Raw genomic sequence first — 25,689 nt, 5'->3', positions numbered from 1 at the left:
GGAACGCCGCACCCACCGAGGTGACCATGCCCTACCGCTCCTCCTGGATGACCGAAGAGCTCGATGTCTTCCGCGACCAGTTCCGGAAGTATCTTGCCAAGGATCTGGCGCCGCATGCCGAAAAATGGCGCGAGCAGAAGATGGTCGACCGCTTCGCCTGGCGCGGCCTCGGCGAGATGGGCGCGCTGCTGGCGAGCGTGCCGGAGGAATATGGGGGCCTTGGTGCTACCTTCGCCTACGACGCCGCCGTGCTGGACGATCTCGAAAGCACGGTGCCCGAGCTGACGACCGGCGTCTCCGTGCACAGCGCCATCGTCGCCCACTACATCCTCAATTACGGCTCGGAGGAGCAGAAGAAGCGCTGGCTGCCGAAGATGGCTTCAGGCGAGATGGTCGGCGCCATCGCCATGACCGAACCCGGCACCGGCTCGGATCTGCAAGCCGTGAAGACCACGGCGAAGAAGCAGGGCAATTCCTACGTCATCAACGGCCAGAAGACGTTCATCACCAACGGCCAGGCCGCCGATCTCGTCATCGTGGTCGCGCGCACCGGCGATGCCGGCGCCAAGGGCATCTCGCTGCTCGTGGTCGAGACGTCAGGCGCGGACGGCTACAAGCGCGGGCGCAACCTCGACAAGATCGGCCTGCACGCCTCCGACACCTCGGAGCTGTTCTTCGACAACGTGACCGTGCCGCCCGAAAACCTGCTCGGCAAGGAGGAAGGCCAGGGCTTTGTCCAGCTGATGCAGCAACTGCCGCAGGAGCGCCTCGCGCTCGCGGTTGGTGCCGTCGCCGCGATGGAGCGCGCGATCAAGCTCACCACCGACTACACCAAGGAGCGGAAGGCGTTCGGCAAGCCGCTGATGGACTTCCAGAACACCGCCTTCAAGCTCGCCGAGCGCAAGACCGAGGCGATGATCGCGCGCGTCTTCGTGGACTGGTGCATCGAGCAGCTGGTCGCCGGGGATCTCGACACCGTCACGGCGTCGATGGCGAAGTACTGGTGCTCGGAGAAGCAGGTCGAGACCGCCGACGAATGCCTGCAGCTGTTCGGCGGCTACGGCTACATGCAGGAGTACCCGATCTCCCGCATCTTCATCGATTCCCGCATCCAAAAGATCTATGGCGGCACCAACGAGATCATGAAGCTGTTGATCGCACGATCGCTGTGAGCGGCTTGCCGCTCAATTCGGATGCCACCAGCGGCCGCCGATGACGACGCCCTCGGAGACGATCTTGCGGTCGCCGATCAAGTGCTCGCCGACCACGTCCTCATAGTCGAACTGGCCTTGCCTGACAGTAACAAGCGTGGCGTCGCCGACGCTGCCGGGCTTCAGAGTGCCGAGTTCGGGACGGCGCAGCGCCATCGCCGCGTTCTCCGTCGAGGCTGCGATCACATCGGACAGCTCCATGCCCATGCACAGGAATTTCGACATGGTCGTCACCTGGTCGAAGGCGGGGCCGTCGATGCAGAGCTGGTGGATGTCAGAGGAGATCGTGTCGGGATAGAAGCCGTTGGCGAGCATCGCGCGCGCGGTCTTGAATGCGAACGAGCCCTTGCCGTGGCCGATGTCGAACAGCACGCCGCGCTCGCGCGCATCCAGCACCGCCTTCTTCACCGTGCCCTGCGCCGTCGCCGGCGTGTTGGGGAACGGGCGAAACGCGTGGGTCAGCACGTCGCCGGGCCGCAGGCGCGCCAGCACCTCCTCATAGCTCGGCGGCGGATGGTCGATATGCGCCATCAAGGGCATGCCGACCTCGTCGGCAACCTCTAGCGTGATGTCGAGCGGCACCGTTCCCGACGTGCCCGACGAATGCAATCCGACGCGCACCTTGATGCCGACGATGAGGTCGCGGTTGGCATCGGCCACCTTGGCCGCCTCGATCGGATTCATCAATCGCAGCTCCTCGCTCTCGCCGACCATGATCCGGTGCGAGAAGCCGAAGATGCCGGCGTGCGAGACGTGCAGATAAGCGAGGATGCGGACCTGACTCGGCTCGATCACATGCTTGCGGAAGCCTGCGAAATTGCCGGGCCCCGCGCTGCCGGTGTCGACCGCCGTGGTGACGCCGGACAGACGGCAGAACTCCTCGGCGTCAATGCCGAGCGAAGTGCCGCCCCAATAGACATGGGTGTGCAGATCGATCAGTCCCGGCGTGACGATGTATTTCGAAACATCGCGCACATCCGTCCCGGGATCGGCCTTGAGCCCGGCGCCGATGGCGGCGACTTTGCCGCCGGCGAAGGCAACATCGGTCACGGCATCGAGCTTCTGCGAGGGGTCGATCACACGACCCCCACGGAGGATCAAGTCGAAAGGCATTGTGGTCTCCGGATGTGGCAGAGAGGCGGCTGAGCGCAGTCAGCTAAGGAAGGAAGCGCCTGCTTCTAGCAAATTTTGCGCCGGAGAGCTTGTCGCGCAATGGCGACGGCTGATGTCAGGCTGGCGATCCCGGGAAGACTCGAACTTCCGACCTACGGTTTAGGAAACCGTCGCTCTATCCGGCTGAGCTACGGGACCGCGGAACCCGCTCGGGCGGGTTGCCTTGAGGCGTTCATATCAAAGCGGCGGGGGGACCGGAAGCCCTCCGCTCTGCTGATTGCAGGGTTTGGCGGCTACGCCCTGATATTATTATCCTTCACCACCTTGCCCCAAGTGGCGACCTGCTTGTCGAAGAAGGTCTTGAAGGCGGCGCCGTCCTGGAGCAGCAGCGTCATGTGCTGCGTCTCCTTCAGCTGGGTGGCGGTCGCAGGTTCGCTCAATATGTCCTTGGATGCTGCCGCGAAGGCGGCGACGATGTCGGGCGGCGTGCCTGCGGGGGCGAAGATGCCCCACCAGGCCAGCGTCTCGAAATCGGGAAAGCCCGCCTCGATCGCGGTCTGGGTATCAGGCAGGGCCGGCAGCCGCTCGCGGCCGAGCTGCAGGATCGGACGCAGCATGTTAGTGCCGAGCTGGGCGGCGACCAGCGCGGCCGATCCCGCGATGAGATCGACATGGCCGCCGAGCACGTCGTTCATCGCCGGGCCGCCGCCGCGATAGGGCACGTGCATGATCTCGACCCCGGCCTTGCTGCCGAGCACGGTCATGGCGAGATGGCCGAGCGTGCCGATGCCGACCGAGGCATATTTCACTGCGCCCGGCGTCGCCTTGCAGGCCGCCACCACGTCGGCGAAGCTCTTGTAGGGACGGCCCGCACCTGCCGCGATCACATATGGCGCGGTGCCGACCAGCAACACCGGCATCAGCTCGCGCTCGACATCGACGGGCGGCTTGTCGAGGATGGAGGGGATCACCGCGTGGGAATCGAAGGTGACCAGGAACGTCGAGCCATCAGGCGGGCTCTTGGCGACCTGCGCCGCACCGAGCGCGCCGGCGGCGCCCGACTTGTTCTCGACGATGACGATGCGGTTGAGCTTGGTTTGCAGATGGCTCTGGAGCAGCCGCGCCATCGCATCGGTCGATCCGCCCGGCGGAAACGGCACCACCAGCGTGATTTTTGAAGCCTGCGCCAACGCCGGCGTCATCGCGAGAATAGCCGGCGCTGCGAGCAGCGTCCGTCGTGTGATCGTCATGGTATCCCTCCCCTGTTTTCTCGCGCCCGGCTTTTGCTCTTGGCGCTTTAGGTCGTTCCGAAACCGGATCCCGCTTTTCTGTATTCTGGCCGCGGCGGACTGAAAATGTCCAGCACCCGGGCCCCATCGGGGCCAGCGCGCATGGTGTGCGGCACGTTGCCCGGGGTGCGCCAGAAATCGCCCTTCTTCACGGCGATTTCCTCATCGCCCTGGACGCGGATGGCGGAGCCGTCGAGCAGCACGCCCCATTGCTCCTCGGGATGATGATGCAGCGTGCCTTGCGCATGCGGCGCCAGCGTCACCACCGACAGCATCGCCTGCTCGCCGGAAAAGATGCGCGTGGTAACGCCGGCCGCGAGCTCGCGGAACAGTCCGTCGCTGGGATCGTCGATGTTGTGAAATTCGTCCTTCTGGCTCACGCTATTCTCCCTCCTACGTTTTACTTTGCTGCAGATTGACGCACGGTCGCCAGGAGCCGCTCCTTGAACTCGCCCCTCAAGGTCACAAACAAGCTCGACCATGTGCGGCTCTTGAACTCGCAGCCGCCAAGCGGACAATACTTTTTGTCATGATGGTCTCCGAAGACCACGCCAAGCATCACCATTCGTTGGCCCCACCGGCGAAACACGGCACTGCCTGACGCTCCGAATTCGAACTCGCAGTTCGTTTCAAATGTCTGCCAGTCCCTCACGTCACGGATCTGGCACTCCTGCATCGTCTTGTTGAACGGACCGTCCTCGTCCGTCTTTCCGGTGGCCTCGATATCATAACCGACAACCGCCAGAATACGCTCCAGCTCCACCAGGGTTTCCGCCTGCTCAGAGAATTCATAGGGCGTCACGTCGGCGGGAAGTGCGAGTCTTGCGACTGCCCAATCGCCGCGGCCCTGCCTCGGCGCAGTATCGTCGCATGACCCCATCCATAGGGCCGACGACAAGGGGATGGCCCGCCTCTCCGCACCCAAATAGTACTCAAATATACATTTATCGGGTGATGTATGCGTTTTGCAAACGTCTCGAAACGCATGAGCCACGGTCGTGATCACGTCGCGCGCTCCGGTGACCTGGGCACTGCTGGCCCCGCCAGGGCATCGCAACACCCCACTCGCCGCAAAGCGCCTTCGCACCTCATCGGGGGAGAAACCGTTGGTTTTTGCGTACGCCTCTTCGGTCATTCGCCGCTCCGTGTGGGCCAAAGCGACCTTGACCACCGGACGAGGCTGGAGCCCCCACGAACCAATCTCGAAATTTCCAGAGAGCAACACAACGAGAAAGCCTGGCAGGACGATCGCGTAATTCCTCGCCACTTGAAATCCCCAGCATCAAAAAGGCATGAGACAGTTTGGCCGAAACAAGGACTGTGAAATCACGCTCGAAAATGGCAATGGCCGACGTCGGCTTGCAACCAACAGAGCCATCGCCTTGACTTAAGTCGCGCTCGGATCAGGACTTTCCATACGAGCCCTGGTAGCGGCCCTCGCGGATCGCCTTCAACGTCTCCTCCTCGCGCCCAACCTGGGCGCGGACGGCCTCGAGCAGCGCGGCGGCACCGGCGGCAGAAAACGACACCACGCCGTCCTCGTCGCCGACCACGATGTCGCCGGGCGCGATCACGCTGCCGCCGATCGTAACAGGCACGTTGATCTCGCCGGGACCGTTCTTGTAGGGGCCGCGATGGATCACCGCGCGGGCATAGCAGGGAAAGTCGTCGGCCGCGAACGCCGCGACATCGCGGATCGCGCCGTCGATGACGTAACCTTCCGCTTTGCGCCATTGCGCGATGTTCTTCATGATCTCGCCGACCAGCGCGCGCGTCTCGTCGCCGCCGCCATCGACTACGATCACGTCGCCGGGACCGACAAGGTCGAGCGCGCGGTGGATAGCGAGATTGTCGCCCGGGCGGGTGCGCACGGTAAACGCCGTGCCGACCAGCTTGCCGCCGCGATGATAGGGTTTCAGGCCCACCGCGCCCGGCAGCCGGGCGAGATTGTCCGAAATGACCGAGGTCGGCGCATTCCGAAAACCTTCGATGATCTCGGCCGGCGGCTTCGGCACGCTGTTCGCTGCGATGGTGATCGTCATGTCGGTCCTTCCCGGTTGGTCTTACTCGGCGTGCGCCCGCGCCTTCGCCGGCCAAATCCGGTAGGCGCGCCCTTCCTTCAACCACGCTGCGCGCTCGTCGCGCAACAGCGTACGGCGGACCTTGCCGGAATCATCGCGCGGCGGGGCGCTGACGATCTCGAAGCTCTCAGGATGCTTGTAGCGGCTGAGCCGGTCCTTCAGGAAGTCCGCCATGCCGTCGGCGATAACCTGGCCGTCGGCATCGCCTTCCACCTCGATGATGGCGTGCACGCGCTGGCCCAATTCCGGATCTGGCAATCCCACCACGACGCAGGACCGCACGCCCGGGCATTCGGAGACCGCGGCCTCGACCTCGGCCGGATAGATGTTGGCGCCGCCGCGCAGCACCATGTCGGCGAGGCGGTCGCCGAGATAGAGATAGCCGTCCGCATCCAGCCGACCGATGTCGCCGAGCGACTCCCAGCCATCGCTGCGGCGCTTCGGCTCGGCGCCGAGATAGTGATAGGTGGCGTCCTTGCCGTCATTGTTGAGAAAATAGATCTCGCCGGTCTCGCCCGGCGCGACCTCGTTGCCGTCCTCGCCGATGATGCGCAGGCGCGCCATGTCGCCGATCTTGCCGACCGAGCCCTTGTGCGTCAGCCATTCCGTGCCTGATATCATGCAGGCGCCCTGGCGCTCGGTGCCGCCATAGAGCTCCCAGATCCGCTCGGGCCCAAGCCAGGCGATCCAGTTCTCCTTCAGCCAGGGCGGCATCGGAGCCGCCATGTGGAAGACGGTCTGCAGGCTCGACAGATCGTAGGCATTGCGCACGCTCTCCGGCAGCGCCCAGATCCGGTGCATCATGGTCGGCACGAAATTGACCCATTGCACGCGCTCGCGCTGGATCTGCCGCAATGTTTCCTCGGCGTCGAACTTGACGAGACCGGTGAGCTGGCCGCCCGTGAACAGCGCGTAGTGCGACACGATGAACGGCGCATTGTGATAGAGCGGACCGGGATTGAGCAGCGAAACGCCGACGGGAATGTTGAGCGGCGGGGCAGCGACAGTGTCGGTCACTGCCGGATGGTGATCGAGGATCACTTTCGGGCGGCCGGTCGAGCCGCCTGAGGTCATGGCTTTCCAGTAGCGCGCAACCGGCGGGGTGAGTGGCTCGTCCGAAAATCCCTCCGGCACGAAATCAGCCGGAAGACGGTTCGGCGCGTTCCAATCGGCCTCGCCGCCGACCACCAGCGCCGGCTTGAGAATGTCGAGCACGGCGGCGGCTTCGCCGCGCGGCAGCCGCCATGACAGCGAGGTCGGCGTCGCGCCACACTTCCACACCGCAAAGGAGGTCTCGAAGAATGCGTTGCCGTTGGGCAACCCGATCGCAACGAAATCACCGGGCTTGACGCCTTTGGCCGCGAACGCTCGCGCGCGCCGGTTGGCACCGCGCTCGAGCTCGTCCCATGTCAGCGTATCCTGCCCATGGCGAATGGCGATCGTGCCTTGCGGTTTGCGCTCAGCGTACCAGCGTGGCACGTCGGACAGGGGCAGCAACATCAGACGTTTCCATTTCGCTTTCTTGGCGTCGCCTCGGATGAGGCGCTCGCGAGGCGAAGTGTAGCAGCCGGCCAGCGCGACGCTGTGACTCCCGCGCCACGTCAAGCACAAAATGTCAGCATCGTAGCCATGAATTTCCCCGGTTCCATGGGTGACAAGCCGGCGATAAAGGGGCAAAAATCTGGCTCGACTCAATTCGGGTTGAGTTTCGTAGGGAATGCTCTCGTAGAATGTGGTCCGTAATTGCATTGCGTCGTGCGGCGCCGTTTCTCGTTGCAGCAGCAGGATGTCTTCTGCTGACGTTGCCGCATGCCCAGGCGCAATGGTGGAAACGCGCGCCGGTCGATTTCGAGGAATGCGCCGACGCCGCAGAGAAGGCCGCGACCAAGGCCGAGAAGACATCCGCGCTTGCCACCTGCAACGCCAAGTTTGCCGGCCGCCGCAAGCCAGGCGGCGGTTATTCCTATTACGACTTCCTGCAGGATCGCACCTTCGACATCGCTGGACCCAATCCGACGCCGGAGGAGCAGAAGAAAATCGACGAAGCCTATACCGCCTATCTCGCCAAAGAGCGCCGCAACAACGAAGCCGCCCAAGTATTCGCGCGCCAACAGCGCGAGCAGCAGGAGCAAGAGGCGCGGCAACTGCAGCAGGTCGCGTTGCGAACCGAGGTCGCGCGCGTGCCGGTGCCGGTCGAGCGGCCGAAGCTGCAGCAGACCGTAGGCCAGCGGCCGAAGGGCACATCGTGCACCAAGGGCTCGTTCTCCTGCGAATGGCCGCGGCTCTCGGAAAGCTTGAACGATCTGAAAAAGCTGTTCAACCCGGCGCCGAGCAAGCCGGCGAAGAAGACCTGAGTTGTCTCGCACTGACTCTAGGCTGGGCAAAGGCGCGCGCTTGGCGCGCCGCCCACCACTGCGTCAAGACAAGGTAGGATGGTGGGCACGCTTCGCCTTGCCCACCTACAAACTCAGTTCGCGTGCTTCTTCTTGCTGCGCTTCGGTTTGACCACCGGCGCCGTCACTGGCGCGGTTATTGCCGGCGAACTGCCCAACTGCGACCGGCTCTCCTGCAATCGCCTGTCATAGCCGGGCGAGTTCACGACCGTCGGCGGCCTCGCAGTGGCTGGCGTCGAGGCGCAGCAGAGCGCGGCCAGCGCGAGCCCGATCACAAAACCACGGTTCATCGCGCTCCTCCATCGTGCTCAACCACTACCCCCGGATCTGCTGAGGCGTCAGACGCGGCGGTCCGTTGCCGGCCGCCTCGGCTTGCTTGATCAGCGCAACAATGCGGCGCATCAGCGGCACGTCGATATGGTTCTGCTCGGCGAGCGCGATGACTGCGCCCTGGAGATAGTCGATCTCGGTCCTGCGGCCGTGTTTCAGGTCCTGCCACATCGAGGAGCGCGCCTCGGGATCGATCTTCATGGTTCGTCCCAGGATCGCGTTGAAGATCATGTCCGGCAGCCGTAGCAAGGCCGGCGTCCAGTTCATCGGGATCGGCGTCGCCGAGACCGGTGCGATGCCCGCGGCCCTCAACGCGGCGAGCCCCTCGGCCATCTGGTCCGCGAACAGCCGGCGCCAGTCGCGATTGCCGAGTTGCGCCGCGAGGGGCATGTCGGACAGTGCGCTCAGGGCGTTGTTCAGATTGATGATCAGCTTGCCCCATTGCACGGCCGTGATGTCACCGCTTGCGCGCATGGCAAGGCCGGGCACCGAGAGCGCCGCGGCCGTGTTCTCGGCATCCTCGCCGATATGGATGTCGCCGGAGGTCGAGCGATGGAAGCGCCCCTCGCCCATCGCGATCACGTTGAACGGCACCATGCCGGCAAGCACGCGGCGGCCGCCGAGCCGCTCGCGCAGCACCGCGACATTGCCGATGCCGTTCTGAAGCGAGACGATGACGGCATCCTCGGGCGCATGCTGCGCGATCTGATCCGCGATAGCGGCGGTGTCGGCGCTCTTGACGGTGACCAGCACGATGCCGGCGCTGTGGAAGATCGAAGGATCCTCCGACAGCGCCAGCTCGCCCGCACCGAGCTTCTTCTCGGAGCCGTCGAAACCGGTCAGCCGCAGGCCGAACCGCTCGATCTCGGTCTTCATCCGCGGCCGCACCAGCAGCGCGACGCGGCGGTCCGCGGCCGCCAGCATGCCGCCGACGAAGCAGCCGATGGCACCCGCGCCGGCCAGCACGATCGGTAGATCCGTCATCACCTCGCCTTGCTCTCTGAACGACCCGCCCTCGATAGCAGAGGCGAGGCCGGCAACCAATCGCGGCGCGTCCGCCTTGTAACCGTCATGGGAGCCCCATATGTTTTCGCCCCGGGGGCGGTCATCGGCGAACGGTTGCCGGACGAGACGCCAAAGGAGAGCACCATGGGTCTACTCGACGTCCTCAACGGCATGCAGAACGGCCCCCGCGGCCCCTCTGCGCCGAGCTCCGAAAAATCCTCCGGCGGCATGTCGCCGATGACCATGGCGCTGCTCGGCCTGCTCGCCTGGAAGGCGTTCAAGCACATGACTACAAATCAGTCCGGCACGGCACCGCAACCGTCGCCAACGCCCGCCCCTCCGCCGGTGAACGCGGACAGCGGCGGTCTTGGCGGTCTCGGAGGCCTGCTCAAAGGCGGGCTCGGCGGCTTGCTCGCCGGCGGCGCGGCCGGAACGGTGCTCAGCGGCGGCCTCGGCGATCTCCTCAACCAGCTTCAGCAGGGCGGCCACGGCGAGACCGCGAATTCCTGGGTCGGCAAGGGTGAGAACAAGCCGATCGCGCCGGGCGATCTCGCCAGCGCACTCGGCGCCGATCAGATCGAGAGCCTGTCAGCTCAGAGCGGCCTTTCGCGTGATGAATTGCTCAACGGGCTCAGCCAGTATTTGCCGCAGGCGATCGACCATTTGACGCCGGACGGACGGCTGCCGACCGAGAACGAGATCTCAGGCAGACTTTAATCGAATTTCGATCGACGCGTTTTCGGGAAGGGGAGCACACTCATGAGCATGGGCGGCCTGTTGTGGATCATCGTCGTCGGCTTCGTCGCCGGCCTCATCGCACGCTGGCTGGCGCCGGGACCGAACAACCCGAGCGGCTTCATCCTCACCACCATCCTCGGCATCGCCGGCGCGTTTCTGGCGACCTTCGTCGGCCAGGCGATTGGTCACTACAGTCCCGACCAGGGTGCAGGCTTCATCACGGCCACGATTGGCGCAGTGGTGGTGCTGTTCATCTGGCACCGGCTGGTGGCGAGCGGCGTGATCAAGGGGTGACGGCGTAGGCGTCCGAGGAAGGCGCACTGCCTCCCAATTGTCATGCCCGGGCTTGTCCCGGGCATCCAAGTTCTTCTATCCGCGAGGTAACACGTGGATGGCCGGGTCAGGCCCGGCCATGACGTGGAGAGAGTGTGCCGCGCGATCACGTAATCAAATGCATCCCCGCATCCATGCGCACGACTTCGCCGGTCATGTTGCTGGAGGCCGGCAGCGCCAGGAAGCAGACGAGCTGCGCGATGTCCTCGGCTGATGAGGCGACCTTCAGCGGCACCTTCGCCACAACGCTGTCGCGCACCTGTTTGGCGCCGGCTTCGCCGCGGCCCTTGGTAAACCAGGGCGTGTCGATATAGCCGGGGCAGACGGTGTTGACGCGGATCAGCGGCGCCAGCGCACGCGACAGCGACAACGTCATGGTGTTGAGCGCGCCCTTGCTCGCGGCGTAGGCGATCGACGAGCCGACGCCGCTGATGCCGGCGACCGAGGACACGTTGACCACCGCCGAGGGCCGCCCAGAAGCCTTCGCGCCGGCTTCGAGCAGGCTGCGCGCCGCGCGCACCATCTGGAACGGACCGATGGTGTTGACGCCATAGACCCGCTGGAAATCTTCCGCCGACAGCCCATCGAGATCGGCATGAGCCACATGTTTTGTGGTGCCGGCATTGTTGACGAGGATATCGAGCCGCCCCCAGCCGCTGGCTGCCGCGACGATCTTGCGGCAATCATCGTCCTTGGAAACGTCGCCCTGCGCGACCAGCACCTCCGCAGCGCCGGCCTTGCGGCAGACTTCCGCAGTGGCCTCGGCCTCGGTCTTACTCGACGAATAGTTGATGACGAGCCGCGCCCCGCTGCGCGCGAGAATTTCCGCTGTCGCTGCGCCCAGGCCGGAAGCCGACCCCGTCACGATTGCGCACAGATTGTCCTTGGCCATCTTGATTTCCTTCCCCGTGGCTCTGATCTTTCGCGCCTTGTTTAGCGAGTTTGTCGCGCCCTGCAAATCGAGCAAAGTCCGCTAAGCGGAATTTGCCCCTGTCGGCTCTTGCGCCCATGCCGGCGCCGCAGGTTGGCCTGCGATCAACGCTTGTCACGGCCATGGCTTTTTCGGATCATCGGGCGCAAGAAGACCTGCGCGCCCGCTCAGCGAGGCGGGACGCGCCAACGGCAAAACACGGGGAACGCTGTGGCGGAGAGTGACAACATCGTCGTCGAGACCGCGGAGAAGATCTTCGCCGATCTCGCCGATCCGCAAACCATCAACAACGACAAGAAGAATTCCTGGCAGGCGCCGCTGTGGCAGGCGCTGAGCGAAGCCGGCCTGCCCTTGTCCTGGGTGCCCGATGATCTCGGCGGCTCCGGGGCGAGCCTTGCCGACGGCTTTGCGCTGCTCAACGCCGCCGGCCGTTTCGCCGTCTCGGTTCCCCTGGCCGAGACCATGCTGGCGGGCTGGCTGCTGGCGCAAGCGAAGATCGCATCCCCTGAAGGCGAGATGACGGTACTGCCGGCATCGCCGAAGGATCGCATCACCCTCGATGCCGACGGTTCGCTCTCCGGCCGCTCCCGCGGCGTGCCCTTTGCGAAGGCGGCCAAGCATTTTGCGGTGCTCGCACATGGCAAGGATGGCGTCTCGATCGCGCTGCTCGACGCGGCCAAGGCGCGGATCGAGACCGGGCTCAATGTCGGCTACGACCACAGCGACACCGTGACACTCGACAAGGTCCAGCCGGTCACGCTCAAGGCCGCGCCGAAGGGCTTTGACCAGACCACTATGCTGCTGATGGGCGGCGTTGCGCGCAGCCTGCAGATCGCAGGCGCGCTGGAATCGATGCTCGACATCTCAGTGCGCTATTCCAACGAGCGCGTTGCCTTCGAGAAAAAGATCTCGAAATTCCAGGCGGTGCAGCACAATCTGGCGCGCCTCGCCGGTGAATCCGCCGCGGCCCTTGCGGCTGCGACCTCGGCCGCCGACGCCATCGCGAACGCCAAGGCCTTTGACGACGAGGTCTATCTCGAAGCGGCCTCCGCAAAGATCCGCTGCGCGGAAGCCGCGGAAAAGGGCGGCGCAATTGCGCATCAGGTGCACGGCGCGATCGGCTTCACCCTTGAGCACATCCTGCACCGCTATTCGCTGCGGGCGCTGGCCTGGCGCGACGATTTCGGTTCGGAGAGCTACTGGGCCGTCGAGCTCGGCAAGCTGGTCGCCAATCGCGGCGCCGACGAATTGTGGCCGCTCGTGGCGTCGCGCTGATCAGGGAGAGAAACACATGACCGCTGCGCTCCGTTTCGATCCGATCCGCCTGCCCGAAAAGTGCGAGCAATTGCGCAAGGAAGTGCGCGCCTTCCTCGCCGAAGAAATCGCCGCCGGCACTTTCGATCCGCACAAGCCCAACCGCGAAGACACCGACGCGCCGGAATTCTCCCGCCGGGTCGGCGCCAAGGGCTGGCTGGGGATGACCTGGCCGAAGAAATATGGCGGCCAGGAGCGCTCCTTCCTCGAACGCTACGTGGTGACCGAGGAGATGCGCGTCGCCAACGCGCCGACGCGGCGCTTCTTCGTCGCCGACCGCCAGAGCGGGCCGGTGCTGATCAAATACGCGCCGGAGCACATCAAGATGGAGATCCTGCCGCGGATCTGCCGCGGCGAGATCTGTTTTGCGATCGGCATGAGCGAGCCGAACTCCGGCTCGGATCTGTTCGCCGCGAAGACGCGCGCGACCAAGACCGACGGCGGCTATCTCATCAACGGCACCAAGATCTGGACCTCGTCGGCCCACATCGCCGACTACATGATCGCGATCTTCAGGACCTCACAGCCGACCAAGGAAAACCGCCGGCACGGCCTGACCCAGTTTCTGGTCAAGATGAAGCAGCCGGGCATCCAGGTGAACCCGATCGGCCAGATCACCGGCCAGTACGAGTTCAACGAGGTCGTCTTCACCGACTTCTTCGTGCCCGACGATCACGTTCTCGGCGAGGTCGACGGCGCCTGGAAGCAGGCGACAAGCGAGCTCGCCTATGAGCGCTCGGGCCCCGAGCGTTTCCTCGAGACCTATTACGTGCTGACCGAGCTCGTGCGCGCGGTCGGTCCCAACCCGGATACGCGTAGCGCCGAAGGCATCGGGCGCCTCGTCGCGCAGCTCCACACCATGCGCCGCATGTCGGTCTCGGTCGCGGGCATGCTCGAGGCCGGCAAGGAGCCGGTGGTCGAGGCGTCCATTGTCAAGGACATCGGCACAGTCTGGGAGCAGCAGCTTCCGCACCGCGTGCGCGATCTCGCCGCCTTCGTCGAGGAGACCGCGACCAACCGCGAGACGCTGGAGCGGCAACTCGATTTCGCCATCAAGACCGCGCCGAAACTCACCATCCAGGGCGGCACCACCGAGGTGCTGCGCGGCATCATCGCCCGCGGACTTGGTTTGCGGTAAGCTGATGGGATCGGACCTATCTCCTCGCGCTCCGTCCACCTCTCCCATCGGGAGAGGTCGGCGCGTAGCGCCGGGTGAGGGGTTGGGGTCCCCCAAAAGAGCTGATCCCCTCACCCGATTTGCTGGCGCAAATCGACCTCGCCCAATGGGAGAGGTGGTTCTTCGCTACTGAGATACTGGAGACTAAAATGAGCACCTATAAAGATATCGGCGTCGAGAAGGTCGGGCATGTCGGCTCCATCGAGATCCGCCGCCCGCCGCTGAACTTCTTCGACATTTCGCTGATCAACCAGATCGCGGACGCGCTCGACGAATTCGATGGCGACATCGAGATCCGCGCCTCAGTGCTGTCGGCACAGGGCAAGGCCTTCTGCGCCGGCGCCAATTTCCAGGATCCGGCACGGCAGGCGCAAGAGGTGCGTGAGGCCGACAAGAAGGGCGACCCCGCCGACAGCCTCGGAGCGATCAACCATCTCTACATCCAAGCCGTTCGCATCTTCCGCGCCAAGAAGCCGATCGTCGCCGCGGTGCAGGGCGCCGCCATCGGTGGCGGATTGGGCCTCGCAGTCTCCGCCGATTTCCGCGTCACGTGCCCTGAGGCGCGCTTCTCCGCGAATTTCACCAAGCTCGGCTTCCATCCCGGCTTCGGCCTGACGACGACGCTGCCGGAGCTGATTGGCAAGAACAACGCCGAGCTGATGTTCTACACCAGCCGCCGCGTCACGGGCGAGGAGGCTTACAAATGGGGCCTCGCCAACGAGCTGGTGCCGCAGGACCAGGTCAAGGCGGCCGCCATGAAGCTCGCCGGCGAGATCGCCGAATGCTCGCCGCTCGGCCTGCTCTCCACCCGCGCCACGATGCGCAACGGCCTCGCCGACCGCGTCATGGCCGCCACCAATCACGAGCTCGCCGAGCAGACCCGCCTGCGCGCGACGGAAGATTTCAAGGAAGGCGTGAAGGCGACGGAAGAGCGGCGCGCCGCGAATTTCAGGGGAAGGTGACCGCGGCAGCGTTTCGCCGTGTCACTCTGGCCTCGCCACACTCTCCGCTGTCGTCCCCGCGAAAGCGGGGGGACCCATCACCTCAGGGAGGAGTTAGGCGCGCAGATCGTCACCACGAATCTTCGACAAACCGCGCCCTGAAGTTATCGTCCCGGCTTCGCTTTGCGCCCCGGGACGACAGTTGGGTTTGTGGCTATCTCCGTCCCACCACCAGCGCGTCGACAATCGTCAGGCCCTGCCCCTCCGAGTGCACCAGCACCGGATTGAGCTCGATCTCCGTGATCTCGTTCGCGTGCCGCGCGGCGAGCAGTGAGATATCCGCGATCAGCTGCGATAGAGCCATCACGTCCGCCTTTGCCGCTCCACGGAATCCCTTTAGGAGCGGCGCTGCTTTCAAGCCCGCCAGCATCGCGCTGGCCTCCTGCACGCCAACCGGCGCCGGGCGATAGACGACGTCGCGGAACAGTTCTGTGGTGATGCCGCCGAGACCCACCATCACCATGGGACCGAAGGTCTCGTCGGTCATGGTGCCGACGATGATTTCGATACCGCGCTTCGCCATCGGGCCGACCAGCACGCCTTGAATGATCGCGTCGGGCCGGTGCTTGCGCGCATTGTCCAGCAGCGCCTCAAATGCCAGAAACGCTTCGCCCTTGGTGGTGATGTCGACGCGCACGCCGCCGACTTCGCTCTTGTGAGCGATCTCAGGCGACTGGATCTTCATCGCCAGCGGGAAGCCGACGCGAGCGACCGCCTCGTCGAGCTCGCCCTTGTCCCTCACCAGCACCTCATCCGGCAGCGCAATGCCGGCGGTGCGGAGCAACGACTTGCTGTCGGCCTCGGACAGGACCGGCGACTTCAGATGCGGGGAAAGATCGCGCGCCGACAGCCGCGCCGCGTCCGCGGGAAACGGCAGCTTGAAGCTGGCGTAATCGACGAGGTGCCGCATCGCTACGCCGACATGGGCGAGGCCCGTGAGCACCACGGCGCCGGATTTCGCGAGCTCACGGCGCGCGAAGTCGGACGGCACCGTGTAGGAATAGAACACCACCGGCTTGTGCTGCGTTAACAGCACCGGCGTCAATTCCTCTTCCTTGAATGGCTTGCGCACCTCGCTCGACAGCGACAGCACGACAAGGATTCCATCGACCTCGTCCGAGGCGGTGAGCACGTCGACGCTCTTCTGCAGGCCGCCAGAGGTGACGCCCTGCGCGGTCACGTCGATCGGGTTGCGCGCCGTGCCGTAGGACGGCATCAACTGCCTGATCACCGCCTGGATCGGCTCGGAAAGCTCCGGCACCTGCAAGCCTTGCAGAGCCACGGCATCGGCGCCCCAGATGCCGGCACCGCCGGAGACGGTGACGACGGCAACGCGCTCGCCCTTCGGCAGCGGATTGCTGGCAAGCAGCGCCGCAATCGTCAGCGCCTCGTCGAGATCGTTGGAGACAATGAAGCCGTATCTTGCGAACACCGCATCATAGGCCGCCGACCAGCCCGCCATGCTCGCGGTATGCGAGGCCGCCGCGCGCCGGCCTGCCCCGGAGCGGCCGACTTTTGTCACGATGACCGGCTTCTTCACCTCCGCAGCGCGCTCGGCAGCGGCCAGGAATTTGTCGACGTCGCGGATGCCTTCGATGAACAGCAGGATCACGTCGGTCGAGGAATCCTGCACCAGATAATCCAGGAACTCGCCGGCGCCGAGATCGGATTCATTGCCGGCGCTGACGACATAGCTGACGGCGACGCCGAGCGCCCGTGCGCGATGATAATAGGCAAAGCCGATGCCGCCGCTCTGCGCGACGATGCCGATCCGACGCGTCGTCGCGACCAGCGGCACCACACCCGGCTTGACGTCCACCGCGGGACTGAACGTCGCGGCCACGCGCGGCACCTGGCTGAAGAAACCCTCGGCGTTCGGACCCGAAATCCGCATGCCGGTGCGCCTTGCCAGCGCCGCGATCGCATCCTGCATCGCCGCACTGTCGCCGCCCTCCTCGGCAAAGCCGGAGGAGATGATGACGGCGTTCTTGACGCCGGCGGCGGCGCATTGCTCGAGCGCGGGAAGCACCGCGCGGGCCGGAATGATGATGACAGCGAGGTCGATCGGCGCGCCGATGTCAGCGATCGATTTGTAGCAGGCGAGCCCGTCGATGTCGGTGTAGTTCGGGTTCACCGGGTAGATCTTGCCCGGATATTCGTTCTTGCGCAGCATCGACAAGAGCCGGCCCGGGATCTTCTCATGATCGCGCGAGGCCCCGATCAGCGCGATGCTGGCGGGAGCGAAGAAGCTGTCGAGCGGATGCGGCATGACGAGCCCTTGCTCTTTTTCGATCACTCTATCCGTATTGGCCGGGCTTGTCCCGGCCATCCACGCCTCTTCTCACACCGTCACTCCAGCCCTAGAACGTGGATGCCCGGGACAAGCCCGGGCACGACGATGCGGTGAGACATGTGCCGACAACTCAACTGACGCGGAACGTTACCCCGCCCAGCAGGAACTCGTTGCCGGCAACCGCGAGCCCTTTGGCCTTGGCCGCATGCAGCACGCGCGCGACATCGACAACCCGGAATTCCAGCGCGCTCATGATTTCGCTGGCGCCCTTCACGAAGCGGAAGGTCGCATTCGGCAGCTTCAATTCGGCGCCGCTCGGCACAACACCGGTGATCTTGCCCCAATGCTCCGCAAGCCCCACCGGATCCGGGCTCTGCATCTCCACGCCAGCAAGCGCCTGCGTCACGTCCTTGCGGATGTATCGCTGCCAATCCGGCCCCGCCGGCGGATACGGCCCCAAGATGTCGTCGCTGCCTTCGGTATGGTTGAACTCGATGAAGGCAGCGCGGCAGTCGCGGGGGTGAAGCTGGACGCCGTGATAGGGCGCGTGGTCGATGATATTGGCGGTGCGGACACCAAGCGCATTGGCGTTGCGCCCGCGCTCGTCGGGATCGTTGCAGCAGAAGATCGCCATATAGCCGCCGCGGCCGCCGGTCTTCTCGATGAAGCGACCGGCCGTGGTGCCGTCCTTGAAAGGTGCGACCACCTCTAGCAAGATCGTGTCGACCGGGAGCAGTGCATTCTCCAGGCCATATTTCGAGACATTGCCGTCGCGGTAGCACACAGCAAGACCCATGATCTCCGCGATGTCGGAGACGACAGGCGCGAGCTGCGGTGCGATCAGGCAGATCTGTCGCAGCCGCATATAGGGCGTCATCGTCATGCGCCCCTGAAGGTCGGCTTGCGCTTCTCCACGAAGGCCTTTGCGGCCTCCTTGTGGTCTTCGGTGTCGCCGCAGCGGGTGTGATGGATCGCCTCGCCGTCGAAGCAATCTTCCAGCGCCAGATGCTCGGCATTGTTGATGTTGCGCTTGATGAAGCCGAGCGCGATGGAGGGCCCTTGCGCCAGCGACAGCGCGAGCTCGTGGGCGGCGGCATCGATCTCGGCATCGGGAACGACCTTGGTCACCATTCCGATTGCATGTGCTTCCCTGGCGGTGAGCACCGGCGACATCAGATAGAGCTCGCGCGCCCGCGCGCTGCCAAGCAGCTGGGTCAGGAAATAAGTCCCGCCGTAATCGCCGGAGAAGCCGACCTTGGCGAACGCCGTCGTGATCTTGCAGGATTCGCTGGCGATGCGCAGATCGCAGGACAGCGCCATCGACAGGCCGGCGCCGGCGGCGGCACCGTCGAGCTGCGCCACGACGGGTTTGGGCATCTGGTGCAGGATACGCGAGACCTCCATGCCGCGGCGGAGGTTCGCCATCTTCACCTCGAACGGCAGCGGCGCACGGCCCGCCGCCATCGACTTGACGTCGCCGCCGACGCAGAACGATCCGCCGGCGCCCTTGAACAACACAGCCCGCACCTCGGGATCGTCAGCCGCGCGCCGCGCCGCCTCGACCAATCCTGCGACCATCTCGGGGTTGAGCGCGTTCTTTCGCTCCGGCCGGTTCATCGTGATGGTGAGCAGCCCGCCTTCGAGCTCTTGCAGGACCATGTCGTTGCTCATTGGGCGTCTCCTTGTTGTTGTTTGTTGTTGAGTATCTCGTCGTTCCGGGGCTCGCGAAGCGAGAACCGGAACCTCGAGATCCCGAGTGCACCGTTGCGCACCAGAGTTCGCGCTTACCCGCGCCTTGGGATGACGCTTGGCGTCACTTCTTCACCAGCGGGCAGCGCGACTGCTCCAGCGGCTGGAAAGCCTCGCTGCCGGGCACGGTGGCGAGCAGCTTGTAATCGTCCCAGCGGCCCTTGGACTCCGACGGCTTCTTCACCTCGAACAGATACATGTCGTGGATCATGCGGCCGTCCTCGCGGATCTTGCCGTTCTTGGCAAAAAAGTCGTTGATCGGCGTTTCCTTCATCACCTTCATCACGGCAGCCGCATCGGTCGTGCCTGCCGCCTTTACGGCCTTTAGGTAGTGCGTGACCGAGGAATAGACGCCGGCCTGCGCAGAGGTCGGCGGGCGCTTCATGCGCTCCTGGAAGCGCTTCGAGAAAGCGCGGGTGTCGTCGTTCAGGTCCCAGTAGAATGCTTCCGCCAGCAGCAGGCCCTGCGCGGTTTCGAGCCCGATCGAATCGATGTCGGTGACGAAGACGAGCAGTGGCGAAACCTTCTGCCCGCCCTTCATGATGCCGAACTCCGCCCCTTGCTTGATGGCGTTGACGGTGTCGCCGCCGGCATTGGCAAGACCAATCACCTTGGCTTTCGATGCCTGGGCCTGAAGCAGGAACGACGAGAAATCCGACGTGTTGAGCGGATGGCGCACGCTGCCGAGCACTTTGCCGCCGGTCTTGGTCACGACGTTGCTAGTGTCCTTCTCCAGATCCTGGCCGAAGGCGTAATCCGCGGTGAGGAAGTACCAGCTGTCGAGGCCCGACTTCACGGCGGCAAGGCCGGTGACGTTGGCTTGGCCGAACGTGTCGAACACGTAGTGCACGGTATAGGGACCGCAGGCCTCGTTGCTGAGACGGATCGAGCCCGGACCGTTGAAGATGACGATCTTGTTGCGCGCCTTGGCGATCTCACCGGCGGCAAGTGCGGTCGCGGAGGCAGCGACGTCGTAGATCATCTCGACGCCCTGGTTGTCGAGCATGTCGCGGGCGATGTTGGCGGAGAGATCGGCCTTGTTTTGATGGTCGGCCGCGAGCACCTGGATCTTGCGTCCGAGCACCTCGCCGCCAAAATCCTCGACAGCCATCTTGGCTGCGGTCTCGCTGCCGGGGCCGGTGATGTCCGCATAGAGGCTCGACATGTCCAGGATGCCACCGATTTTCAGCGGGGGTTTGTCCTCGGCCTGCACGGCGCTGGCGCTGAGAGCAAACGCGGCGGCAAAAATGCCCGACAAAACATGCTTCATGAAAAACGATCTCCCTTATCGCGCCGTACTCTGATGGCGGCTTGGTTATTGGTGTTGCCGCAATCATGCCGCATGCGCGACAGCGCAGCAAGCGCGAGGTGGGCCGCGAGCGCGCGATTGCCGCGCAGGTTTTCCGCAAAGCGGAATGGCGCGGAGAATGTTTCCACGTCATCGCGAGCGCAGCGACTTGTCTGCCGGATTTCAGCGAAGGCGGAAGCAATCCAGAATCCGTTCCGCGGACGCAGTCTGGAGTGCTTGGTCGCTTCGCTCGTCGCAACGACGGAGTGTGTGGAAGCCTCTTCGCGACCCGCCACGCTTGAGTTATGGTTCACGTGCAACGCAATCTGTCCGGGTCACGTGACGCGCCTGCTTCAGCTCATCGTCTCGTTCTTGACCACCGCTAGCGCCGCCCTCGCGAGCCCATGCCAGTTCGAGTCCCAAGGCGAGGGCCGCGTCGCGGCCATCGTCGATGCGCGCAGTGTGCGCCTCGATGACGGGCGCGAGATCCGTCTCGCCGGAATCGAACCGACGACGGCCACGAAGCAGGCGCTGGCATCGCTGCTCGCCGGCCGCGACGTGACACTCCGCGGCACCGACGACACGCCCGACCGTTACGGCCGCCAGGGCGCGCTGGTCTTCATCCGCGACAGCGATACCTCAGTGCAGGCCATGCTGCTCGCCCAGGGCGAGGCCATGGTTTCCGCCGAGATCGTGGACAAGGACTGCGCGGCCACCCTGATGGCGTCGGAAGCCGCAGCACGGCGCCAAAAAAAGGGCAGCTGGGCTGACCGGTCGGCCATAAAAAACGCGGAAAGTCCGGACGATATTTTGGCCGGGATCGGGCGTTTTATGGTGGTCGAGGGCAAAGTCCTGTCGGTCCGGCAAGCTGGGGCAATGACCTACCTCAACTTCGGACGCAACTGGACACGGGGCTTTACCGCGACTATTTCAAAGCGCACGCTACCGGCGTTTGAAAGCGCTGGAATCACCCTTAAGTCTTTGGAAAGTAAACGTATTCGGGTCCGGGGCTGGGTCGAGGGGAATACGGGGCCGCGGATCGATGTGCGGCTCATAGGGCAGGTCGAGTTGCTGGGCGCAAGCGAGCCGACAGGGGAAAGGCCCTAACGAGGGCCAGGCACGGGTTAAGCGACGTGAATGGGGTGCTAGAACGGCACGTACGCAACGAACGCCGCCGCCTGCGGGCGGCGCCGGCCGCGCTATGCCTCATGCTGGGCACGGCGCTTGCGGGCTGCGGCGATATGGGCCGGTTCCAGACCGCGGCGGTCCCGGCGACGGCCGCGATGCCGAAGCCGAAGCCGGCCGTCGCCCAGACCCCCGCCACCGAGAAGGAGCACGAGCGCATTCTGGCGAGCTATGGCGGCACCTACGACGACCCCAGGCTCGAATCACTCGTCAGCAAGACCGTCGACCGGCTTGTCGCCGCCTCCGATCGTCCCGACCAGGGCTACAAGGTCACCATCCTCAATTCCGGCGCGGTAAACGCCTTCGCGCTGCCGAACGGCCAGCTCTATGTCACGCGCGGACTTCTTGCGCTTGCGAGCGACACGTCGGAATTGTCCTCCGTGCTCAGCCACGAGATGGCGCATGTGCTGTCCAAGCACGCCGCGATGCGCGAGGACCAGGCCCGCCAGGCCGCGATCGTCACCCGCGTCGTCACCGACATGAGCAACGATCCCGATCTCACTGCGCTCGCGCTCGCCAAGACCAAGCTCACCATGGCGAGCTTTTCGCGCAAGCAGGAGTTCGAGGCCGACGGCATCGGCGTCGGCCTTTCCGCCAAGGCGCATTTCGACCCTTACGGTGCGGCACGGTTCCTCTCGGCGATGGAGCGCAATGGCGAGCTGAAGGCCGGCAAGAGCTCGCTCGATCCGCGCGCGCAGGATTTCACCTCGTCGCATCCGGCGACGCCGGAGCGCGTGCAGAACGCGCAGACCATTGCGCGGCAGTATACGGCCCCGGAGGGCGCAGAGCGCGACCGCGAGACCTATCTGGCTGCGATCGACAACCTCGTCTACGGCGAAGACCCCAGTGAAGGTTTCGTGCGCGGCCGCAGATTCCTGCATCCGAAGCTCGGCTTCACCTTCCAGTCGCCGGACAATTTCACGCTCGACAACACCGCCCAGGCCGTGATCGGCGTGCGCGAGGGCGGCGCACAGGCGATGCGTTTTGACGTGGTGCGCGTGCCGGCCGAGCAGTCGCTCGGCGACTACCTCAATTCCGGCTGGATGGAGGGCGTCGAGAAGGCCTCGACGGAGGACCTCACCATCAATGGCTTCCCGGCCGCGTCCGCCACCGCCAAGGGCGACCAGTGGCAGTTCAAGGTCTATGCGCTGCGCTTCGGCAGCGACGTCTATCGCTTCATCTTTGCGACACGGCAGAAATCGACCGAGAGCGAGCGCAACGCGCGCGAGACCGTCAATTCATTCCGCCGCCTGACGCTCGACGAGATCCAGGCCGCCCGCCCGCTGCGCATCAAAGTCATCACCGTGCAACCCGGCGACACCGTGGAATCGCTGTCCCATCGCATGGCCGGCGTCGATCACCCCGCCGAGCGTTTTCGCATACTGAACGGGCTCGATCGCAACGCGCAGGTGAAGGTGCGAGATCGCGTGAAGGTCGTGGCGGATTGACGTGCGCCCGACTGCCGTAGGGTGGCAAAGCGAAGCGTGCGCACCACTTCTCAATCATCGACAGATGGTGGGCACGGCGCTTGCGCGCCTTTGCCTACCCTATGAGACCTGTGATGCGGTGGCGCCGTGAACCCTAACCGCCAGCGTCCATGTCGCCCTTCTCGCGCTGGCCGCTGAGCCAGAGCGCGAGCAGGGTCCAGAACGCGCCGGACAAGAGATACGCGCCCGAAGCGATGACGCCGAGATTTGTGGCGAGCAGCAGCGCGACCAGCGGCGCGAAGCCGGCGCCGAACAGCCAGGCCATGTCCGAAGTCAGTGCCGAGGCGGTGTAGCGGTATGCCTGCTTGAAATTGGAGGCGATCGCACCTGAGGACTGGCCGAAGGACAGGCCGAGCAGGATGAAGCCGATCACCATGTAGATGGTCTCGCCGAACGCGCCGGCGTCGAGCAGCTGCGGGGCAAAGCCGCTATAGATCGCGATCGCAATCGCCGATCCCATTAGCAGCGATTTGCGCCCCACGCGGTCGGCGATGATGCCGGAGATCACGATCGCGGCCACACCGAACACAGCGGCGACGATCTCGATGATCAGGAAGCGCACCGGGCTTTCGCGGGTGAACAGGAACACCCAGGACAGCGGAAAGACCGTGACCATGTGGAAAAGCGCAAAGCTCGCAAGCGGCGCAAACGCTCCTAACATGATGTTCTGGCCTTCGCGCGCGACCGTGTCGGAGATGCGCGCCGGCTGGAGCTCGCGACTCTGGAACAACGAGGCATATTCCTCGGTCGTCACCATGCGCAGACGCGCGAACAGCGCCACGACGTTGATGGCAAAGGCAACGAAGAACGGATAGCGCCAGCCCCAGTCGAAGAAATCGTCGGCCGAGAGGTTACCCGCGAAATAGGCGAACAGCGCGCTCGCCACGATCAGCCCGAGCGGTGCGCCGAGCTGCGGCACCATCGCGTACCAGCCGCGCTTGGAAGGCGGCGCGTTCAGCGCCAGCAGCGAAGCCATGCCGTCCCAGGCGCCGCCCCAGGCCAGACCCTGCGCAATGCGCGCGAGCGCAAGCAACCAGATCGCGGCAACGCCGATGTCGTGATAGCCGGGCAGGAACGCCAGCGCGACGGTGGCGGTGCCGAGCAGGAACAGCGCCGAGATCAGCTTGGCCGTCTTGCCGTAGGCCCGGTCGACCGTCATGAAAATGACGGTGCCGATGGGGCGGGCCATGAAGGCCAGCGCGAAGATCATGAAGGAATAGAGCGTGCCGGTCAGCTCGCTCGCGAACGGGAACACCAGGCGCGGGAACACGATCACCGAGGCGATCGCGAACACGAAGAAGTCGAAGAATTCCGAGGTACGGCCGATGATGACGCCGATGGCGATCTCGCCGGGACTGGCCTGGTCGTGGCCGTGCTCGCCCGTGTGGAGGTCTGCCATTGCGGGGGTCTGTGCCGTCGCCATTCGTGCGCCCTTAGCGTCCTGAAATCCAAAGCCGACCGCCCGGCGGGCGCCAGCATCCAGCCCTCTGTGAGCCAACATTCTGCAGTGCAACATTGGACAAATTGTCCAATGTCCGGATTGCTGCGCCGCAGCTACCCCTTGGTCCGACAAAGGAAACTCATTTTCAAAGGTCGGCCCGTGTCTCGTCTCAAGATCCTGGCGCTACTACCTCTGGCTGCTGCACTCAGCGGCTGCGACTACGTCGTGCTGGCGCCAGCCGGCGATATCGCTGCCCAGCAGCGCGACCTCGTCATCATCTCCACCGTCCTGATGCTCCTGATCGTCGTCCCCGTGATGGCGCTGACGGTGCTGTTCGCCTGGCGCTACCGCCAGTCCAACACCGAGGCCCGCTACGAGCCGGAATGGGATCACTCGACCAAGCTCGAGCTGGTGATCTGGTCGGCGCCGCTTCTGATCATCGTCTGCCTGGGCGCGCTGACCTGGATGGGCACGCATCTGCTCGACCCCTATCGCACGCTCGGCCGCATCCATGCAGATCGCGCCGTGGACCAGTCGAAGGCTCCGCTCGAGGTCGATGTCGTCGCGCTCGACTGGAAGTGGCTCTTTATCTATCCGGATTACGGCATCGCCACCGTCAACGAGCTCGCAGCTCCGGTCGATCGTCCGATCAAATTCCGCATCACGGCTTCCTCGGTGATGAACTCGTTCTACATCCCCGCGCTCGCCGGCCAGATCTACGCGATGCCGGGCATGGAGACCAAGCTCCATGCCGTCGTCAATCACGCCGGCACTTATAAGGGCTTTTCGGCGAACTATAGCGGCGCCGGCTTCTCCGGCATGCACTTCAACTTCCAGGGCCTCGACGACAAGGCCTTTGACGCCTGGATCGCCAGCGCCAAGTCGGCCGGCGGTTCGCTCGGCCGCGCCGAATATCTCCAGCTCGAAAAGCCCAGCCAGAACGAGCCGGTGCGTCGCTGGGGCACCGTCGATGCCGATCTCTACCGCCTGATCCTCAACATGTGCGTCGAGACCGGCAAGATGTGCCAGAGCGAGATGATGGCGATCGACGCCAAGGGCGGCGCCGGCCACCAGGGCCTGAACAACACGCTGCCGCTGGCCTACGACAAATACGCCCGCCGCGGCACCGCATTCGGCCCGGAGCCGAGCTTCGTCGCCGGCACCTGCACGCCGGATGCGCCGCAAGGAAAGACCACCGCCGCCATCACGGCCCCCACCGACACCGCGCCGCTGCTCGGCGCCGGCCTGAAGCGGCCGTCGTTTGCGCCGCTGAAGTCCTCGTCCTTCTTGCTCGGACAACGTCCCAAGTCTGACTCCTGAAGTCAGACTC

Annotated in this window: 24 protein-coding genes and 1 tRNA gene; 10 read left to right on the top strand and 15 right to left on the bottom strand. The window is 64.7% G+C overall.

Annotation, left to right across the window (positions count from 1 at the left end; translation table 11 throughout):
* Positions 1-26: 26 nt before the first annotated feature.
* Positions 27-1,172, top strand: coding sequence for an acyl-CoA dehydrogenase family protein (locus IVB28_RS21485; RefSeq protein ID WP_247528857.1), 1,146 nt, complete (start codon positions 27-29; stop codon positions 1,170-1,172).
* Positions 1,173-1,184: 12 nt separating this feature from the next.
* Here the strand turns inward: IVB28_RS21485 and IVB28_RS21480 are convergent, their stop codons facing one another.
* The 7 genes from IVB28_RS21480 to IVB28_RS21450 all read right to left on the bottom strand — a co-directional run bounded on the left by IVB28_RS21480 (position 1,185) and on the right by IVB28_RS21450 (position 7,194).
* Positions 1,185-2,324, bottom strand: coding sequence for an amidohydrolase/deacetylase family metallohydrolase (locus IVB28_RS21480; protein ID WP_247528856.1), 1,140 nt, complete (start codon positions 2,322-2,324; stop codon positions 1,185-1,187).
* 121 nt (positions 2,325-2,445) lie between these two features.
* A tRNA-Arg gene (locus tag IVB28_RS21475) sits at positions 2,446-2,522 on the bottom strand.
* A 95-nt stretch (positions 2,523-2,617) separates the two neighbouring features.
* Complete coding sequence (locus IVB28_RS21470; RefSeq protein WP_247528855.1) at positions 2,618-3,574, bottom strand: tripartite tricarboxylate transporter substrate-binding protein; 957 nt, start codon at positions 3,572-3,574, stop codon at positions 2,618-2,620.
* A gap of 47 nt (positions 3,575-3,621) precedes the next feature.
* Positions 3,622-3,993 (bottom strand): cupin domain-containing protein, encoded by a 372-nt coding sequence (locus IVB28_RS21465; RefSeq protein WP_247528854.1) that lies wholly within the window; start codon positions 3,991-3,993, stop codon positions 3,622-3,624.
* Positions 3,994-4,013: 20 nt separating this feature from the next.
* The gene (locus IVB28_RS21460; protein ID WP_247528853.1) at positions 4,014-4,880 is read right to left on the bottom strand and encodes a hypothetical protein; all 867 of its coding nucleotides are present in this window, start codon (positions 4,878-4,880) and stop codon (positions 4,014-4,016) included.
* A 136-nt stretch (positions 4,881-5,016) separates the two neighbouring features.
* Positions 5,017-5,655 carry an RraA family protein gene (locus tag IVB28_RS21455; protein ID WP_247528852.1) on the bottom strand — a complete coding sequence of 213 codons (639 nt, stop codon included), beginning with the start codon at positions 5,653-5,655 and terminating at the stop codon, positions 5,017-5,019.
* A gap of 21 nt (positions 5,656-5,676) precedes the next feature.
* Positions 5,677-7,194, bottom strand: coding sequence for an AMP-binding protein (locus IVB28_RS21450; protein ID WP_247528851.1), 1,518 nt, complete (start codon positions 7,192-7,194; stop codon positions 5,677-5,679).
* A gap of 230 nt (positions 7,195-7,424) precedes the next feature.
* Between IVB28_RS21450 and IVB28_RS21445 the strand changes: the two genes are divergently transcribed.
* Positions 7,425-8,048, top strand: coding sequence for a hypothetical protein (locus IVB28_RS21445; RefSeq protein ID WP_247528850.1), 624 nt, complete (start codon positions 7,425-7,427; stop codon positions 8,046-8,048).
* 113 nt (positions 8,049-8,161) lie between these two features.
* Here IVB28_RS21445 and IVB28_RS21440 read toward each other — a convergent pair whose 3' ends face one another.
* Positions 8,162-8,377 (bottom strand): hypothetical protein, encoded by a 216-nt coding sequence (locus IVB28_RS21440; protein ID WP_247528848.1) that lies wholly within the window; start codon positions 8,375-8,377, stop codon positions 8,162-8,164.
* Between the two features lie 25 nt (positions 8,378-8,402).
* The gene (locus tag IVB28_RS21435; protein ID WP_247528847.1) at positions 8,403-9,404 is read right to left on the bottom strand and encodes a 2-dehydropantoate 2-reductase; all 1,002 of its coding nucleotides are present in this window, start codon (positions 9,402-9,404) and stop codon (positions 8,403-8,405) included.
* Between the two features lie 162 nt (positions 9,405-9,566).
* On the opposite strand from IVB28_RS21435, the gene IVB28_RS21430 reads away from it, so the two are divergent.
* Both IVB28_RS21430 and IVB28_RS21425 read left to right on the top strand, forming a co-directional pair.
* Positions 9,567-10,139 (top strand): YidB family protein, encoded by a 573-nt coding sequence (locus tag IVB28_RS21430; protein ID WP_247528846.1) that lies wholly within the window; start codon positions 9,567-9,569, stop codon positions 10,137-10,139.
* Positions 10,140-10,181: 42 nt separating this feature from the next.
* Positions 10,182-10,454, top strand: coding sequence for a GlsB/YeaQ/YmgE family stress response membrane protein (locus tag IVB28_RS21425; RefSeq protein ID WP_174221543.1), 273 nt, complete (start codon positions 10,182-10,184; stop codon positions 10,452-10,454).
* 145 nt (positions 10,455-10,599) lie between these two features.
* Here the strand turns inward: IVB28_RS21425 and IVB28_RS21420 are convergent, their stop codons facing one another.
* On the bottom strand, positions 10,600-11,385 hold the full coding sequence (locus IVB28_RS21420; protein ID WP_247528845.1) for an SDR family oxidoreductase: 786 nt from the start codon (positions 11,383-11,385) through the stop codon (positions 10,600-10,602).
* A gap of 249 nt (positions 11,386-11,634) precedes the next feature.
* Between IVB28_RS21420 and IVB28_RS21415 the strand changes: the two genes are divergently transcribed.
* From IVB28_RS21415 to IVB28_RS21405, 3 genes are all read left to right on the top strand, one after another.
* Positions 11,635-12,699, top strand: a complete 1,065-nt coding sequence (locus IVB28_RS21415) for an acyl-CoA dehydrogenase family protein (RefSeq protein WP_247528844.1) — start codon at positions 11,635-11,637, stop codon at positions 12,697-12,699.
* A gap of 16 nt (positions 12,700-12,715) precedes the next feature.
* The gene (locus IVB28_RS21410; RefSeq protein WP_063198062.1) at positions 12,716-13,876 is read left to right on the top strand and encodes an acyl-CoA dehydrogenase family protein; all 1,161 of its coding nucleotides are present in this window, start codon (positions 12,716-12,718) and stop codon (positions 13,874-13,876) included.
* Positions 13,877-14,064: 188 nt separating this feature from the next.
* Complete coding sequence (locus IVB28_RS21405; RefSeq protein WP_247528843.1) at positions 14,065-14,877, top strand: enoyl-CoA hydratase/isomerase family protein; 813 nt, start codon at positions 14,065-14,067, stop codon at positions 14,875-14,877.
* A 193-nt stretch (positions 14,878-15,070) separates the two neighbouring features.
* Here the strand turns inward: IVB28_RS21405 and IVB28_RS21400 are convergent, their stop codons facing one another.
* The 4 genes from IVB28_RS21400 to IVB28_RS21385 all read right to left on the bottom strand — a co-directional run bounded on the left by IVB28_RS21400 (position 15,071) and on the right by IVB28_RS21385 (position 20,228).
* The gene (locus tag IVB28_RS21400) at positions 15,071-17,185 is read right to left on the bottom strand and encodes an acetate--CoA ligase family protein (RefSeq protein ID WP_247529120.1); all 2,115 of its coding nucleotides are present in this window, start codon (positions 17,183-17,185) and stop codon (positions 15,071-15,073) included.
* 154 nt (positions 17,186-17,339) lie between these two features.
* Positions 17,340-18,086 (bottom strand): hypothetical protein, encoded by a 747-nt coding sequence (locus IVB28_RS21395; protein ID WP_247529119.1) that lies wholly within the window; start codon positions 18,084-18,086, stop codon positions 17,340-17,342.
* A 2-nt stretch (positions 18,087-18,088) separates the two neighbouring features.
* Positions 18,089-18,880: an enoyl-CoA hydratase gene (locus tag IVB28_RS21390; RefSeq protein WP_247528842.1), complete on the bottom strand. Its 792-nt coding sequence runs from the start codon at positions 18,878-18,880 to the stop codon at positions 18,089-18,091.
* Positions 18,881-19,022: 142 nt separating this feature from the next.
* Positions 19,023-20,228 (bottom strand): ABC transporter substrate-binding protein, encoded by a 1,206-nt coding sequence (locus IVB28_RS21385; protein ID WP_247528841.1) that lies wholly within the window; start codon positions 20,226-20,228, stop codon positions 19,023-19,025.
* 357 nt (positions 20,229-20,585) lie between these two features.
* Here IVB28_RS21385 and IVB28_RS21380 point away from each other — a divergent pair, with 357 nt between their 5' ends.
* Complete coding sequence (locus IVB28_RS21380; RefSeq protein ID WP_247528840.1) at positions 20,586-21,353, top strand: thermonuclease family protein; 768 nt, start codon at positions 20,586-20,588, stop codon at positions 21,351-21,353.
* Positions 21,354-21,487: 134 nt separating this feature from the next.
* Positions 21,488-22,879 (top strand): M48 family metalloprotease, encoded by a 1,392-nt coding sequence (locus IVB28_RS21375; protein WP_247529118.1) that lies wholly within the window; start codon positions 21,488-21,490, stop codon positions 22,877-22,879.
* A 133-nt stretch (positions 22,880-23,012) separates the two neighbouring features.
* On the opposite strand, the gene IVB28_RS21370 is transcribed toward IVB28_RS21375, so the two are convergent.
* Positions 23,013-24,341, bottom strand: coding sequence for an MFS transporter (locus IVB28_RS21370; RefSeq protein ID WP_247528838.1), 1,329 nt, complete (start codon positions 24,339-24,341; stop codon positions 23,013-23,015).
* Between the two features lie 177 nt (positions 24,342-24,518).
* Between IVB28_RS21370 and cyoA the strand changes: the two genes are divergently transcribed.
* Positions 24,519-25,679 carry a ubiquinol oxidase subunit II gene (cyoA, locus tag IVB28_RS21365; RefSeq protein WP_247528836.1) on the top strand — a complete coding sequence of 387 codons (1,161 nt, stop codon included), beginning with the start codon at positions 24,519-24,521 and terminating at the stop codon, positions 25,677-25,679.
* The last annotated feature ends 10 nt before the right edge of the window (positions 25,680-25,689 follow it).

The organism is Bradyrhizobium sp. 199, assembly GCF_023073355.1.
In the GTDB taxonomy this organism is placed as follows: Bacteria; Pseudomonadota; Alphaproteobacteria; order Rhizobiales; family Xanthobacteraceae; genus Bradyrhizobium.
This window is presented reverse-complemented; position numbering and strand designations above follow the sequence as displayed.

Excerpts from the sequence above, each read along its gene's own strand:
- IVB28_RS21375 (WP_247529118.1), top strand. The coding sequence starts at position 21,488 with ATGGGCCGGTTCCAGACCGCGGCGGTCCCGGCGACGGCCGCGATGCCG.
- IVB28_RS21445 (WP_247528850.1), top strand. The coding sequence starts at position 7,425 with ATGTGGTCCGTAATTGCATTGCGTCGTGCGGCGCCGTTTCTCGTTGCA.
- IVB28_RS21420 (WP_247528845.1), bottom strand. The coding sequence starts at position 11,385 with ATGGCCAAGGACAATCTGTGCGCAATCGTGACGGGGTCGGCTTCCGGC.
- IVB28_RS21400 (WP_247529120.1), bottom strand. The coding sequence starts at position 17,185 with ATGCCGCATCCGCTCGACAGCTTCTTCGCTCCCGCCAGCATCGCGCTG.
- IVB28_RS21370 (WP_247528838.1), bottom strand. The coding sequence starts at position 24,341 with ATGGCGACGGCACAGACCCCCGCAATGGCAGACCTCCACACGGGCGAG.
- IVB28_RS21405 (WP_247528843.1), top strand. The coding sequence starts at position 14,065 with ATGAGCACCTATAAAGATATCGGCGTCGAGAAGGTCGGGCATGTCGGC.
- IVB28_RS21480 (WP_247528856.1), bottom strand. The coding sequence starts at position 2,324 with ATGCCTTTCGACTTGATCCTCCGTGGGGGTCGTGTGATCGACCCCTCG.
- IVB28_RS21390 (WP_247528842.1), bottom strand. The coding sequence starts at position 18,880 with ATGAGCAACGACATGGTCCTGCAAGAGCTCGAAGGCGGGCTGCTCACC.
- IVB28_RS21470 (WP_247528855.1), bottom strand. The coding sequence starts at position 3,574 with ATGACGATCACACGACGGACGCTGCTCGCAGCGCCGGCTATTCTCGCG.
- IVB28_RS21385 (WP_247528841.1), bottom strand. The coding sequence starts at position 20,228 with ATGAAGCATGTTTTGTCGGGCATTTTTGCCGCCGCGTTTGCTCTCAGC.
- IVB28_RS21485 (WP_247528857.1), top strand. The coding sequence starts at position 27 with ATGCCCTACCGCTCCTCCTGGATGACCGAAGAGCTCGATGTCTTCCGC.
- IVB28_RS21430 (WP_247528846.1), top strand. The coding sequence starts at position 9,567 with ATGGGTCTACTCGACGTCCTCAACGGCATGCAGAACGGCCCCCGCGGC.
- IVB28_RS21425 (WP_174221543.1), top strand. The coding sequence starts at position 10,182 with ATGAGCATGGGCGGCCTGTTGTGGATCATCGTCGTCGGCTTCGTCGCC.
- IVB28_RS21410 (WP_063198062.1), top strand. The coding sequence starts at position 12,716 with ATGACCGCTGCGCTCCGTTTCGATCCGATCCGCCTGCCCGAAAAGTGC.
- IVB28_RS21440 (WP_247528848.1), bottom strand. The coding sequence starts at position 8,377 with ATGAACCGTGGTTTTGTGATCGGGCTCGCGCTGGCCGCGCTCTGCTGC.
- IVB28_RS21395 (WP_247529119.1), bottom strand. The coding sequence starts at position 18,086 with ATGACGCCCTATATGCGGCTGCGACAGATCTGCCTGATCGCACCGCAG.
- IVB28_RS21450 (WP_247528851.1), bottom strand. The coding sequence starts at position 7,194 with ATGTTGCTGCCCCTGTCCGACGTGCCACGCTGGTACGCTGAGCGCAAA.
- IVB28_RS21455 (WP_247528852.1), bottom strand. The coding sequence starts at position 5,655 with ATGACGATCACCATCGCAGCGAACAGCGTGCCGAAGCCGCCGGCCGAG.